General features: G+C 70.8%; 8 protein-coding genes. 1 reads left to right on the top strand and 7 read right to left on the bottom strand.

Annotated elements, in window-relative coordinates; all coding sequences use genetic code 11:
• Positions 1–65 precede the first annotated feature (65 nt).
• On the top strand, positions 66–4454 hold the full coding sequence (locus ACFT32_RS10085) for an FtsK/SpoIIIE domain-containing protein (protein ID WP_382488845.1): 4389 nt from the start codon (positions 66–68) through the stop codon (positions 4452–4454).
• 153 nt (positions 4455–4607) lie between these two features.
• Here the strand turns inward: ACFT32_RS10085 and ACFT32_RS10090 are convergent, their stop codons facing one another.
• From ACFT32_RS10090 to ACFT32_RS10120, 7 genes are all read right to left on the bottom strand, one after another.
• A complete protein-coding gene (locus tag ACFT32_RS10090) occupies positions 4608–9080 on the bottom strand; it encodes a DUF6531 domain-containing protein (RefSeq protein WP_382487799.1) in 4473 nt (1490 codons plus the stop codon).
• Between the two features lie 10 nt (positions 9081–9090).
• Entirely contained in the window at positions 9091–9816 is a 726-nt protein-coding gene (locus tag ACFT32_RS10095) for a hypothetical protein (protein ID WP_382487801.1), read from the bottom strand.
• Positions 9817–9847: 31 nt separating this feature from the next.
• On the bottom strand, positions 9848–10162 hold the full coding sequence (locus ACFT32_RS10100) for a hypothetical protein (protein WP_382487803.1): 315 nt from the start codon (positions 10160–10162) through the stop codon (positions 9848–9850).
• 75 nt (positions 10163–10237) lie between these two features.
• Positions 10238–10537, bottom strand: coding sequence for a WXG100 family type VII secretion target (locus tag ACFT32_RS10105; RefSeq protein ID WP_382487805.1), 300 nt, complete (start codon positions 10535–10537; stop codon positions 10238–10240).
• 82 nt (positions 10538–10619) lie between these two features.
• Entirely contained in the window at positions 10620–11105 is a 486-nt protein-coding gene (locus ACFT32_RS10110; RefSeq protein ID WP_382487806.1) for a YybH family protein, read from the bottom strand.
• 42 nt (positions 11106–11147) lie between these two features.
• Positions 11148–12593 carry an MFS transporter gene (locus ACFT32_RS10115; RefSeq protein WP_382487808.1) on the bottom strand — a complete coding sequence of 482 codons (1446 nt, stop codon included), beginning with the start codon at positions 12591–12593 and terminating at the stop codon, positions 11148–11150.
• Positions 12590–13753, bottom strand: a complete 1164-nt coding sequence (locus tag ACFT32_RS10120) for an FAD-dependent monooxygenase (RefSeq protein WP_382488847.1) — start codon at positions 13751–13753, stop codon at positions 12590–12592. The genes ACFT32_RS10115 and ACFT32_RS10120 overlap by 4 nt, the downstream gene beginning before the upstream one ends.
• Positions 13754–13883 lie beyond the last annotated feature (130 nt).

The raw sequence follows: 13883 nt of genomic DNA on the forward strand, positions 1-13883 counted from the left end.
GAGCTGCCGAGCACGGCTTGCGCGCCCCCGCAAACACGCTGGCTGGAGGACGTTTCGTGTCGTTGATGTTGACCGTGGTCGATGGGGAGAGTGATGCGTTCGACGTCCACCTCGACGCCGACCCCGACACGCCCGTGGGCGGCGTCGCGGAGGCGCTCGCCGGGGCGGGAGGCGTCCACCGGCCCCCGGAAGGCCTCGGCCTGTACGTCGGCGACCGGCTGCTGCCCGCGGACCTGCCGCTGCGGGACGCGCCGCTCCACCACGCCGCAGTCGTGGGCCTGGGCCGCCCGGCCGGTACCTCGTCGACCGAACCGGACGGGCTGGCGGAGGTCCGTGCGGTCGGCGGTACCGGGGCGGGCGCGGTGCACCGGCTCGACATCGGCGAGTACCGGATCGGGCTGGCATCCGACGGGGCCGCCCAGGTGCTGCGCACCGTACCGAAGCGTCCGATCGCCGTTCTGACGGTGGGTCCCGGAGGACGCTGCCGCGTGGCGCCCGACCCGTCCGCGCCGGACGGCGGCACCCTGCAACTGGACCGCGAGGACCTCGCCGAGGCCACCGCCTGGCCGGCCGGCGCACAGCTCCTCGTCGGCGGCTGCCTGCTCGAACTCGCCCTGCCTCAGCGGCCGGACGCGGCCGTGGAGCCGTCGGAGGACGGCACCGGCTGGGACTACAGCCGCCCGCCACGGCTGCGGCCGGCCGAGAACGCCACCCGCTTCACCCTGCCCTCCCCGCCCCCGCCGCCCGCCGCCCGGCCGCTCCCGTGGCTCGCGGCGGCCGCCCCGCTGGTGATGGCGGTGGCCGGGGCGCTGATTCTCGGCCGCCTGACGATGCTGCTGTTCGGGCTGCTCTCCCCGGTCGTGATCGTCGGCAACTACCTGATGAGCCGGCGCAACGGACAGGAGTCCCACTCCGAAGCGGTCGCCGCCTACGAGGAGAAGAAGGAGCGCATCGAGGGCGACGCGGAGAAGGCCCTGACGGCCGAACGCACCGCCCGGCGCCGTGGCTTCCCCGACCCGGCCGAAGTCGTGCTCACCGCAGTCGGCCCCCGGCACCGCCTGTGGGAACGCCGCACCACGGACGCCGACTTCCTGGAACTGCGCATCGGGACCGCCGACCTGCCCTCCGACGTGGTGCTCCAGGACCCGACCAAGGACGAACACCGCCGCCAGGACCCGTGGACAGCGTACGACGTCCCGGTGACCGTTGCGCTGCGTGAGCACGACGTCCTGGGAATCGCAGGCGAGGGCCCGGCCGCGCGCTCCGTGGCACGGTGGGCGGTCGCCCAGGCCGCCGTACTGCACAGCCCCCGCGACCTCCAGATCCACCTGCTGACGACCGGCGGCCCGGGCCGGGACGGCTGGTCCTGGCTGCGCTGGCTGCCGCACGTGCGGAAGAAGTCCGGCGACACCCCGGCCAGCATCGGTTACGGCACGGAGACCTGCGCCCGCCGCGTCGCCGAACTGACCGCGCTGATCGCCGAGCGCGCCGGACGGGAGAACCGGCGCAGCCGGCCCGCCGGACCCGACGTGCTCGTCGTCCTCGACGGCGCTCGCAGGCTGCGTTCGCTGCCCGGCGTGGCGCAGATCCTGCGGGACGGACCGTCCGTCGGCGTCCGCGCGGTCTGCCTGGACGCCGAGGAGCGGCTGCTGCCCGAGGAGTGCCACGCCGTCGTCGTCGAGGAGCCCGGCGGAACCGTACGGGTGGGGCGCTCCGGGCGGGACACCGTCGGGGGCGTCCGGCCCGACGCGGTGTCCCTGGACTGGTGCCGCTCGCTGGCCCGCGCGATGGGCCCGCTGCGGGACCCGGGCGGGGCCGACGAGGAGGCCGCGGTGCTCCCCGGTTCGGCGCGGCTGCTCGACGTACTCGCCCTCGACCCGCCGCAGGCGGCCGGCGTCCGGGCCCGCTGGACCGCCGGGGGCCGCTCGACCCGGGCGGCCGTCGGCGTCTCCCTGGACGGACCGTTCCATCTGGACCTGCGGCGCGACGGCCCGCACGGACTGGTCGCCGGTACCACCGGCTCCGGCAAGTCCGAACTCCTCCAGACGCTGGTCGCCTCGCTCGCGGTGGCGAACCGTCCGGACGCGATGACGTTCGTCCTCGTCGACTACAAGGGCGGCTCCGCGTTCAAGGACTGCGTGGACCTGCCGCACACCGTCGGCATGGTCACCGACCTCGACGCGCACCTCGTCGAGCGGGCCCTGGTGTCGCTGACGGCGGAGCTCACCCGGCGCGAGCACATCCTCGCCGCGGCCGGCGCCAAGGACATCGAGGACTACGTCGAGGCGCTGGAGCGGAACCCGGCGGACCAGACCCCGATGCCCCGGCTGCTCATCGTCATCGACGAGTTCGCCTCGATGGTGCGCGACCTGCCGGACTTCGTGAAGGGCCTGGTCAACATCGCCCAGCGGGGCCGCAGCCTCGGCATCCACCTGATCCTCGCGACGCAGCGCCCCAGTGGCGTCGTCTCCTCGGAGATCCGCGCCAACACCAACCTGCGCATCGCGCTCCGTGTGACGGACTCCGGCGAGAGCCAGGACGTCATCAACTCCACTGAAGCCGCCGGGATCTCGCAGAGCAACCCCGGCCGCGCATACGTACGGCTCGGCCAGAACTCCCTCGTGCCGTTCCAGTCCGGCCGGGTCGGCGGCCGCCGGCCCGGCGCCGCGGCGACCTCGCTGCCCGCACCCTGGGCGGTGACGGTCGGCTGGGAGCGGCTCGGCGAGCCGCTCCCGCCACGCCCCCGGGGCGCGGTCGCCCCCGCCGAGGTGGAGACCGACCTCACCGGCCTCGTCAAGGCGATCCGCGAAGCGGACCGGGAGATGGGCATCCCCGCGCAGCACAGCCCCTGGCTGCCGCCGCTGCCCGAGAGGCTGGTCACCGGCGAACTGCCGGCGGCCCCGCCCTCGGACTACGACCTCGCGCCCGTCGCCTACGGCGTGGTGGACCTGCCCGCCCAACAGGCCCGGCTGCCCCTGGTGATCGACCCGGCGACGCTCGGACACCTGCACGTCGTCGGCTCGCCACGGCAGGGCCGTTCGCAGACGCTGCGCACGCTCGCCGGCATGCTGGCCCTCGCCCACACCTCGGCCCAGCTGCACCTGTACGGCATCGACTGCGGCAACGGCGCGCTGCTGGCCATGGAGGGGCTGCCGCACGTCGGCGCCGTCACCCAGCGCACCCAGCCGGACCGGGTGGCCCGGCTGCTCGCCCGGCTGACGGCGGAGCTCGCCCGGCGGCAGGAGATGCTCGCCGCCCGCGGCAGCGCCGACCTGACGGAACTGAGGCGCGCGCTGCCCGAGGACGAACGGCCGCCGCACATCGTGCTGTTCATCGACCGGTGGGAAGTCTTCGACAAGCAGCTCGGCGAGTACGACTCCGGAAACCTGCTGTCCGGGGTGCAGACCCTGCTCCGGGACGGCGCGAGTGCCGGCATCCACCTGGTGATGACCGGCGACCGGGCGCTGTTCTCCAGCCGGGTCGGCAACTCCACCGAGGACAAGCTCGTCCTGAAGCTGAACGACAAGTCCGAGTACGGCATGATCGGCGTGACCCAGCGGAAGGTGCCCGACGAGATCCCGCCGGGCCGGGCACTGCGCGCCGCCGACAAGGCGGAGGTGCAGATCGCGCTCCTCACGGACGACCCCGGGGGCCAGGCACAGGCCGCGGCGCTCCAGCGGATCGCCGAGCAGTGCCGTGAAGGGGCGGCTCATCTGCCCGCCGCCACCCGGCCGTTCCGCGTCGACACCCTGCCGGACCGGCTCACCTGGGAGGAGGCTGCCGGGTACGCGCCGCAGCCGTGGCCGCACCCGCGCTGGGCGCCGGCCGGCGTCGGCGGCGACGAACTGACCGCCTTCGGACCGGACTTCTCGGTGACGCCGACCTTCCTGGTGGCGGGCCCCGCCCGGTCCGGGCGCAGCACCGTCCTGGCGACGCTGGCGCGGTCGCTGCTCGCGTCCGGCACCCCGGTCGTGATCGGGGCTCCCGCCCGCTCGCCGCTGCGCGCCCTGGCCGGACGGCCGGGAGTGCTCGCGGTGTTCGACGAGTCCGACATCGACCCGGCGGCGCTGGAGCAGGCGCTGGCCGCCGCGCCCGAAGGGGCCGTGGTGCTGTTGGACGACGCCGACCTGCTGCTGAAGACGAAGGCCGAGCCGGTCCTCACGCAGATCTCCAAGTCCGGTACGGAGACCGGCCGGGGGCTGGTCGTCGCCGGGCAGACCGACCGGCTCTCCTCCGGCTTCTCCGGCTGGCACACCGAGGCCCGCCGGAACCGGTGCGGACTGCTGCTGAAGCCGCAGAACATGAGCGACGGCGAACTGATAGGCGTCAAGGTCCCGCGCAGCCGGCTGGGCGCGGCCCGTCCGGGCCGGGCGATCCTGCACCTGGGCGACGGCGTGCTGCGCACGGTCCAGGTACCGGAGACGGTGATCGCGGAGCCGGACGCACCTGCCTGACCATCGCGCCGGACACACCGTCCGGACACTACAGAGGGCTCCCGCCGACGAGGTCGGCGGGAGCCCTCTCTCCGTGTCGGTCCCCGTCCGCGCGAAGGCGAATTGGTCGCCCGGCGCGAAGTTTGCCGCAAGACCTCCGGAATCGGGTGAACATCAGCGAACGGGCGGATCGAACTGTTTCCCGAACTTGTTGTCTATGTCCGTTGCCTTGTCGAGGAGATCTTGCTTGGTCGTCGGGGTCGTCGTGGGGTTGCTGTTGTAGAAGGAATTCCATTCCTTGCGTATGTCTCGCAGGTGTACCGTGCTGTTGATCTTCTTGGGGATTCCGCGCAGGTTCTCCACGGAGTTGATCTCGTCCTTCCTGAAGACGCCCGGGTACCTCTTGAAAGCCTGCTGTTCAACGGCGTGATGGATCACCAGCGGCTTCCCCTTCTGGGCGGGGTTGGCGTTGAAGAACGTCTTCCGGTAGGTGGACTTGCCGTTCTTGCCCACGGTCGCCGACTTGGACTTGGACTTGGAGCGCGTGCAGACGGCCAGACCCAAGGGGTCCATGGCCGTCCGGGGGGCGTCGACATAGGCGACGGGGTTGGGCGCGGGTGCCAGCCCCAGCGGATCCGGTGACGCGTACCGCCCCGTCTCCGGATCGTAGTGGCGGAAGTAGTTGTAGTGGAGTCCGCTTTCGGGGTCTTCGTACTGGCCGGGGAAGCGAAGGGGAGTGGTGGCGGTGGCGTCGCGGTTGCGGGTGGTGGTGCCCCAGAGGGTGGTTCGGGAGTACCAGGCGATGTGGCCGGTTTCGTCGACGAGTTCGGTGGGGGTGCCCACCAGGTCGGTGACGATCGCGAAGAAACGGGAGTCCCACTCGGCCTGGGTGAGGTCGTCGGCGGGGCGGGGTTTGCGTTCGAGCTGGGTGAGGGGGCAGTGGTCCTCGTAGTCCCAGGTGAGAGTGACACCGGTGGTGGTGTCGGTCTGTTCGGCGAGGCGGGTGCCGTCCCAGGTGAAAGTGACGGCCTCGGCCACCGAACCGTCGGTGTTCATGCGGTACTTGGCGGTGCGGCGGCCCAGCGGGTCGTAGGTGTAGCGCCACAGGACGCCATCGGGGGTGGTGCAGGACAGGAGCTGGTCTTCGGCGTCCCACTCGTAGCGCCATGTGTCGGGCTTCCGCGACAGACGCCGCTTCTGACGCAGCACCATGCGGCCCGCGGCGTCGTGTTCGTAACGCACCGCGCCGGCAGCGTCGATGCGGGTGCCGGTGTAGGAGCGCTCGCCGCGGGCCTCGGGGCGGCCGGCCTTCTCCGGCCAGCTCGCGGAGGTCTGGTTGCCCGCCTGGTCGTAGGCGTAGGACTCGCTCCATCCATCCGCCGTCACCGTCAGCGGGCGCCCGACAGGGTCGAGTTCCATCCGCTGGACCGTGCCGGCCACCGCATCGGTGACGGCCATGAGGTGATCGTCGGCCCGGTAGGTGTAGCTGCGGTCGCGGAGGGTACGGCCGGGGGTGACGAGACCCTGGGAGACGAGGCGTCCCGCCTTGTCCCAGGCAGTCGTCGCTCGCACGGGCGATGCGTCCGTGCCCCAGACGCGGGCCAGTTCCTGGCCGAGGACGTCGTGGCTGAAGTCCAGCCGGTGTCCCTCGGTGGTGAGGGACTCGCGATTGCCGGCTTCGTCGTAGCCGAATTCGGTGACGGCGCCCGTGGGTGTCACACGGGAAGTGCGGCGGCCGAGGAGGTCATAAGTGAAGCGGGTGGTGCGGCCGTCCACTGTCTCGGCCAGGAGGCGGCCCATGAGGTCCCGCTCGAACTCCACCGTCGAGTGGGGGGTAGCCGCTCGGACGAGTTCCCCGCCCGGGTCGTACGTGTACGACGTCTGCGCCCCCGCGACGTCCTTGGCCAGCAGCTCACCGACGGAGCCGTACTGGAAGGTGATCTCTTCGCCCAGGGGCGTGGTGTGGGAGACCACACGGTCCACGGCGTCGTGAGCGTAGGTGATTTCGCGGTCGTCGAAGTCGGACTCGCTGGTCAGCCGGCCAGCCCGGTCATAGGTGTAGTCCCAGCTCAGGCCCTGTGAGTTGAGCACCTGCGTGAGACGCAGCTCCGGGTCGTAGGCGAAGGTGTGGCGGACGCCGTCAGGGCCGGTGCGGGCGGCGAGCTTGTCGAAGTGCGTGTACTCGAAGGTGCTGACGCCGCCCGCCGGGTCGGTGCGCTCCAGGCAGTTGCCCTCACCGTCCCAGGAGAGGTGCTCGCTCCGGCCGTCGGGCGTGGTACGCGCCGATACGAAGCCCTCGACGGTCCACGTGGCGCGGGTGACGGCGCCCAGCGGGTCGGTCATCACCGTGGGCCGGCCGAACGCGTCGCGTTCGATGGTCGCCCTGTGCTCGGCCGGGCCGACGAGTGCCAGGGGGAGACCCGCGCCGTCGGCCTCGTACGTGACCACCGCGCCGGACGGGTCCGTCTCCGAGGCGATCGCGCCGGTGGGGTGATGGGTGAAACGGCTCGTGGTCCCGTCCGGGGCGATGACCGTGGTCAGGTTGCCCCACTCGTCGAACTCCTGCTGCCACGCCGTCCCGTCGGGGCCCGTCGACGAGGTGGGGAGGTTCAGCTCGTTGTACGACGCTGTCGCGGTGCTGTCGTCCGGGAGGTGGATGACGGTCGGATTGTGGGCTCGGTCGTACTCGTACCGGGTCGTGTTACCGAGGGCGTCGGTGTGAGCGAGGAGGTTGTCGTAGCGGTCCCACTCGGAGGTCGTGGTGTTGCCGAGGGGGTCGGTCTCGCCGATGACCTGGTGGAGGTCGTTGAGCTGGTAGACGGTCGTGGCGCCGCAGGCGTCGGTGTAGTGCGTCCGGTGCCGGTCGGGGTCGTAGCTCCAGTGTGAGGAGAGGTAGCCCTCGGGGCCGATGGTCTCCGTGACGCGGTTGTCGTCGTCGTAGACGTAGCGGTACGTGGAGTCGTTCCGATCCGTCCAGGAGGTGATGCGGGACCGGTCGTCATAGCCGAACACCAGCGACTTGCCCGACGAGTTCGCCACATGCGTGAGGTTCCCGGCCGCGTCATGGCTGTACGACATGACCTCGACCGGGCCCTCGGGCGTACTCACCGTCAGACGGGTCAGGACCCCGGCGAGGCAGTGCACGTCGACCCGGTAGCCGCCCGAGTGGTCCAGCCTCGTGGGGGTGCCGTCCTCCAGACGGGAGACGGTGACCTCGTTGCCGTTGCGGTCGTGCCACCCGGTCAGCCAGTACCAGGAGTTCTCGTCGTCACCGGGATGGTTCGCGAAGGCGCGGACGACGCCCGTGTGCGGATCGGTGACGCGGTAGGTGACCTCCCCGGCGCCCGTTTCCGCAGAGGTCAGCGGGAGGCGGGGGCCTTCCTCGGGCCACGCCTGATCGTCCGACCCGGCGGCGGGAAGCCTCGGGTAGGTCAGGATCGAGCCGTCCTCGCGGGCCCACAGCACGCGTCCCCGGCCGTCGACTTCGAGGCGCTCGTCCAGGGCGGAGGCCCAGGACGGGCCGAAGAACTGCCCGTAGCGGTACGTGGAGAGATGCGTGCGGCTGAGGGCCAGCGGAAGAACGCCGGGCAGCTCCAGATCGGTCTGCGTCAGCAGCATTTCACCGCTGGCCACATCGACCGGGTCGGTCTTGCAGGTACGGCTGTTCGCGCCCCGGCTGTTGAAGCGGATGCCGCCCTGCGGATTCTTCATCGAGGAGGGCTTGACTCCCTTGAGAGCCGAACCGATCCCCCCGACGCCCTTGAGGAGCGCGGCCCCGCCCGCGACCATGCCCACGACGCCGAGCACGATCTCGGCGATGTTCCACTCGCCGGTCTCCGCCATGATGGACATGTTGATGCCCAACGACGCCGCACCGGCCACGAGGCTGCCGATCGTCAGGGCGATTCCCAGCCCCTGCAGACCGGGTACCAGCAGGGCCACGACACCCAGCACCGCGCTGATGATGCCGAGTGCCGTACTCAGCGCCTTCTTGATCTTGTCCCACAGGCTGTAGCCCGCGACCGACTCGTCTTTCGCGTCGTCCAGCTTCTGGGCCGCGACGGAGGCGTCCTCCTCGCGCACCTGCCGTGCGTCCTCGGCGAGCATGCGGGCGGCGTCGAGGTCCGCCTGCGCGTCATCGGCCTGCGTCTGCGCCGTGGACTGCTTGCTCTGCGCCTCGTCGACCGCCCGCCGCGTGCTCGCCCGCGCCTCCGCGTCGTCCGGAGGATGTTCGGCCCCGTCCAGCCGGCCGATCTCGACACCGGCGGCGAGCACCACCGCGGTGGCCGACGCCAGCCGCTCCTTGGCCTCCCGCCCCTTCTCCAGCGCGTGATCGGCGTTCCGCTGCTGATCAAGCAGCGAATGGACGTAGGTGTCCAGCGCGCCGGCCGCCTGGTCGTACGAGCTGTGCAGCTTGCGCACCTGCTCGGCCAGGTCGCCCAGCTTGTCCCGGAGCTTCTCCATGGTCTTGCCCTCGCCCACCTGCTGGTTCTCCAGCCCGGAGACGAGGGGGAGGGCTTCGCCCGCGTTGTCCGCCACGGAGCGATAGCTCCTCGCGAGCTCTCCGAGCACCTCCGCATCACCCGGAGTCGGGTCGTCCGAGAACCCGAAGACCGATTCCCACTCGGACACCGCTGGACGCGCCACGTCCGCGACCTCACTTTCCCTTGTCTGCTTCGCCCATGGGGCCTCCACCGGCCGCTTCCGCAGCCGGATCCGCTGCGCCGGACGGGCCGGCCGGGTCTTCGAAGCGGAACGACTCCGCGATCGCGTCGAAGACCTCGTAGAACTGCTCCGCCAGATCCACGTTGGGGGTGGAGCTGGCGAGCACCAGATAGTCCCGGCTGTTCGGCACCGGGATCAGGGTGTGCCGCATCGCGGTGGGGACGGGCGTCCCCTTGTGGTCAACGTCCTCGATCCTGGTGATCCGTCCGGCTGCTCCGACCTGGGGCAGTTCCAGCAACTCCACCTCGCCGGGTGGCAGTCCGGTGCCTTCCGCCTGGGTGCCGAGCTGCATGCCGGCCGCGATGACGAGGTCCGCCAGATCCTCCGACTGCCCCTCGGGAACGGAGATCCGGAGCACGGCCGTCGTGGCGCTGAGCACCAGGGGTCCGCTGCCCGCCTTGAGGATCCTGAGCATCCCCGACGCCCGCAGCGCGCCCTGCGCGTGCGCCTCGCGGGCGATGCGCCGGGTACTGCGGATCAGTTCCTCCACCTGCTCACGGGAGAGCTGCGGTGCCTTCTCCACCTGGGACTCGATACGGCGGCGGATCGACGCGTCCCGGGTGTTGGGGTCGAGGTCGAGATGCCACCAGGAGTCGGGGAACCTCAGTGTGTAGCCGGCGGGCGCGCCCTCGGGCTGCTCCGTGACCGGGTGCGTCATGACGCTTTTCCCTTCCGCACGACGTCTCCTGTCACGCGTCCTTCTTCGACTCGTCCAGCGAGTTGGCGACGTCGTCGTCCGTCTTCGTGAAGTTCTCGGAGATCGCGTCCGCGTTCTCGGAGAACTTCTTCACGTTGTCGTGGACCCGCTCGTGACCCGCCACCCACGCCTTGTCGAACCCGTCGAGAGCCTCCGCGAGCCTGCTGTCGCCGACGAAGCTCTCGAAGTCCTCCCGGCCGCCCGCGGCGTGGAAGAGGGTCGCGCTGTTGCCGATCAGATCCCCGATGTTCTGGAGCTCCCTGGCCGTGTCCTTCAAGTCCTGCACGGGAACGCTGATGCGACCCATCGGCGTCTCCTCTCCTGCTACGGCCGTCCGGCCCCGCCCTCACAGGGAGGGTGGGGCCGGACCGTGCCGGGCACGTCAGCCGATGGAGCCGGACGTCTGGTCGTCGGTGTCGACGAACGCGTCGGCGGCCTGCTTGATGAACTCGCTGACGCCCTGCAGCCCTTCGATCGCCTCCTGGGTGCCGTTCTTGTACTCCTCCCAGAAGGGACGGAACTTGGTCTCGGAGCCCGGCGTCGCGTAGGCCGCCTCGACCATCTCCTCCATCTTGGTGTTGGCCTCGTGGAGGCTCTGCTGCATGTGCTCCTTCTGGTTCTGCAGCCAGGTCGAGGCCTCCTGCATCTCTTCCGGGCTGATCTGGATGTTGCCGCCGGCCATGCCGATTCCCTCCGTCGCTCCGTATTCGCCGCGGCCGTCGGGCCGCACACACCGGGCTCTACGGGGCACCTGCCGGGGTGGTTCACGCCTGTCGCGAAACGGAGTTGCGGCCCGCGCCGGGCAGCGTGTCGTCGAGGGTTCCCGCGGGCAGGACCTTGGTCGAGTTGTGCTCGCGGACGATCCGCCAGCCGTCCGGCGTTCGGCGCCAGACCAGTGAGGTCGTGGTGCGGATGTCCGTGGCGCCGTCGGGCAGGGTGATCCGCGCTACGAACGTCAGGGTGGACGCGGCCAGATCGTGGCCCGCGATGACGTGCGGCCCGTCGTCGACGGCATGATGCGCGGAGACCATCGCGCGAAAGCCGGGCTCCCAGATCGAGCCGTAGCCGGCGGCTGTGGTCGCCACACGCTGATCGGGGTCGAAGTCGTCGTAGAGGCGGACGTCCGGAGAGCCGAAGTCGTAGAGGTCGCCGAAGGTGCGCCGGAAGTCGAACGGCGCGTCCCCCGCGTGGCGTTCCCAGCCGAACACCCACCGGCCGTGCAGGTCCGCGATCAATTGTTCAGCGTTCATGACCCGACGCTAGGGCCGCGGGCGAAAGCCAGGGAGGGTCCGTCACACCCACCCACGTCGTGCCCGCCGGTCGCGTACCAGCATGATCGCGGGCACCGCGGCGAGGACGAAGAGCACTCCCGCCATCGCGACGTAGAGGTACACGCCGGTCGCCGTGCTCACCGGGGCACCGTCGGCGGAGGTCCCGGGAACAACCGTCGCCTTGAGCACCTCGCCCCCGGCGAAGTTGAAGACGACCGAGCCCAGGGCGAGTACGACCGACACCAGACCGGCGATCGTGCCCTGCCGCTCGGGCGCTTCGATGTCCGTCGCCAGGTTGTAGCCGGAGGCGCCGATCGCGCCGGCGGCCATACCCAGCATGGCGCCGCAGGCGACCGCCAGCGGGAGCACTGACACGCCCGCCAGCATCGCGAAGGTCGCCACGGTCCCGACGGCGATGCCGCCGAGGAGGGGCAGCGCGGGACCGAACCGTCCCGCGATCCATCCCGCGCACGTGCCGCCGATCACGATGCCGAGATTGGGCGCGGCGAGCAGCACCGCGACCGCCTCTCCGTCCCCCAGCCCGTACCCGAGCCCCAGTTCGGAGGGGACCTGGGCGATGATGCCCGTCAGTTGCAGCATGCTCCGGAAAGAGCCTGCCGCCAGCACCAGGGCCAGCAGCGTCAGCAGGATCGGGCGGCTGAGGCCCCGGACGTCGATGATGGGTTCGTCGACCCGCAGCGCGAGGAACGCCCAGCCGGCCAACGCGGCGGCACCGGCCGCCAGCAGCGCGAGCATGCCCCCGGACAGCCATCCGAGGTCACCCCCGAGGCTGGTGTAGGCGAGCACCGCGCCGAGGCCGCCGCCGAGCAGGAGCGCCCCGCCCACGTCGATCCGGCCGGTGCCGCGGATCGGCGACTCCGGGATGAAGGAACGCACGCAGAGCGCGGCCGCCGCGGCGAGCAGCGCCGCCACGATGAACACGCTCCGGTAGCCGAACACGTCGATGACGGGCTGCATCAGGAACGGCTCGATGATTCCGACGATCGACGAGCCTGACGTCACGAGCCCGACCAGGGCCATCGCCACCCGCGGGGTGCAGATCTGGCGTGCGAGGGCCACCGTGAGGAAGACCGCGGCGAAGGCGGCGCCTTGGAGGAAGCGCCCCACCAGGAAGATCCAGACGTTGGGGGCCGCGAGGCAGACCAGTGCTCCCGCGCAGGCGAGGAGCAGCGTGGCGATGAGGATCCGGCGCTTGCCGAAGATGTCGGAGCTCTTGGCGAGCAGCGGCGACCAGATGGCCCCGGCCAGCATCGCGCTCGCGTTCAGCCACGCCGCCTGGTCGGTGTCGAAATGCTCCAATAACTGGGGCAGGACCATCATGGGCGAGCCGATGACCACGTCGGCCAGGACATTGGCGAGGGTGAGAACGGCCGCCCAGAGGATGAGCTGCCTGCTCCAGCGTTGCTCCTGGGCGCGAGGGGCGGGCTTTTCCAGTGTGTCTTTCACTCTGCGTTCTCTCCAGCGCGTCGGGGGGTGGTCTGCTGAGGGCCGTCGGGCGTGGTGCGCATCGCTCGCAGCGCCTCGTTGCGGGCGGCGATGGCGGCCCAAGTGGTCGGCAGCATGCGGTCGCGACCGCTGTGGACACGGTTCTGGGCGAACGTGACATACGGACGCTGCCGGACCTCGTACCGTGCGAACGCGGCGGTGTGGTCATCGCGGCACCGGTCGAGTTCCTCGGCGAGGAAGCGGGCGCCGGTGAGCGCGAGTGAGGTGCCCCGGCCGGAGAGGAAGGCCGGGCTGTACCCGGCGTCCCCGACGAGGGCGACGCGGCCGCGGTGCCAGGAGGGCAGGTGGATCTGGCTCGCGGAGGTGAAGTAGAAGCCAGGATCGGCGAGGGCGGCATCGAGCAACTCCGGTATCCGCCAAGACCGGTGGCCCGCGAAGGCTTCGACGAGGATCTTCTTCTGGGACTCCAGGTCGTGGTGGTCGTAGTCGATCGGTTCCGAGCGGAACTGGAAGACCGCTACGGCCCTGCCGTTGTACCGGAAGACGCCCGCCATTCGGCTGGGGACGTTGTAGATCGAGTTGGCGCCTTCGGACAACGCCTCGCCGGGATGGTCGGCGAGGGCGAAATAGACACCCAGGTGCCGGAGATAGTCCTCCTCGGGCCCGAACACCAGTCTGCGTACCGCGGAGTGCTGGCCGTCGGCACCGAGCACCAGGTCGTACCGCCCGATGCGGCCCGACGCGAAGTGCACATCGACACCGGCCCCGCTCTCGCCGCCGTCGGTCAGTGTCTCGATCGAGTCGCCGAAGCGGATCGCCGCGGTGTCCGGGAGTGCTTCGGCGAGGATGCGCACGAGGTCCTCGCGGAGGAGCTCGATGTCGTCGTCGGAGTCGCTGATCTCCGCCATCGGGATCGGGGCCACCGGCTCGCCCGCGCTGTCGACGAACTGGGTGCGCTCGGACATCCGTACCCGTCGCTTCTGGATCTTCGCGAGCAGCCCCATTCTGTCCACGGTCTCGATCGCGTCACCGCGGATGTCGATGGGTGTGCCGGTGAGCCGGAGATGTCGGGCGTACTCGACGACGGTGACGTCGTGGCCGCGGGTGCCTAGCTCAAGTGCGCAGGCGAGCCCGGCGATACCGGCTCCGGAAACAAGCATGTTCACGTGGGCGCTCCAGGTTTCGCTGAGGTGGGCTGCGACTTAAAGAAACAATCTGTCGCTTTTAGCGAGCTTACTTACCACCGGCTTGCACCGCAACGCCGCACCTGACGACAATCGGCACCCGAGC

The organism is Streptomyces sp. NPDC057002, from assembly GCF_042673825.1.
Taxonomy (GTDB): Bacteria; Actinomycetota; Actinomycetes; order Streptomycetales; family Streptomycetaceae; genus Streptomyces.

Excerpts from the sequence above, each read along its gene's own strand:
- ACFT32_RS10105 (WP_382487805.1), bottom strand. The coding sequence starts at position 10,537 with ATGGCCGGCGGCAACATCCAGATCAGCCCGGAAGAGATGCAGGAGGCC.
- ACFT32_RS10100 (WP_382487803.1), bottom strand. The coding sequence starts at position 10,162 with ATGGGTCGCATCAGCGTTCCCGTGCAGGACTTGAAGGACACGGCCAGG.
- ACFT32_RS10110 (WP_382487806.1), bottom strand. The coding sequence starts at position 11,105 with ATGAACGCTGAACAATTGATCGCGGACCTGCACGGCCGGTGGGTGTTC.
- ACFT32_RS10095 (WP_382487801.1), bottom strand. The coding sequence starts at position 9,816 with ATGACGCACCCGGTCACGGAGCAGCCCGAGGGCGCGCCCGCCGGCTAC.
- ACFT32_RS10120 (WP_382488847.1), bottom strand. The coding sequence starts at position 13,753 with ATGCTTGTTTCCGGAGCCGGTATCGCCGGGCTCGCCTGCGCACTTGAG.
- ACFT32_RS10085 (WP_382488845.1), top strand. The coding sequence starts at position 66 with ATGTTGACCGTGGTCGATGGGGAGAGTGATGCGTTCGACGTCCACCTC.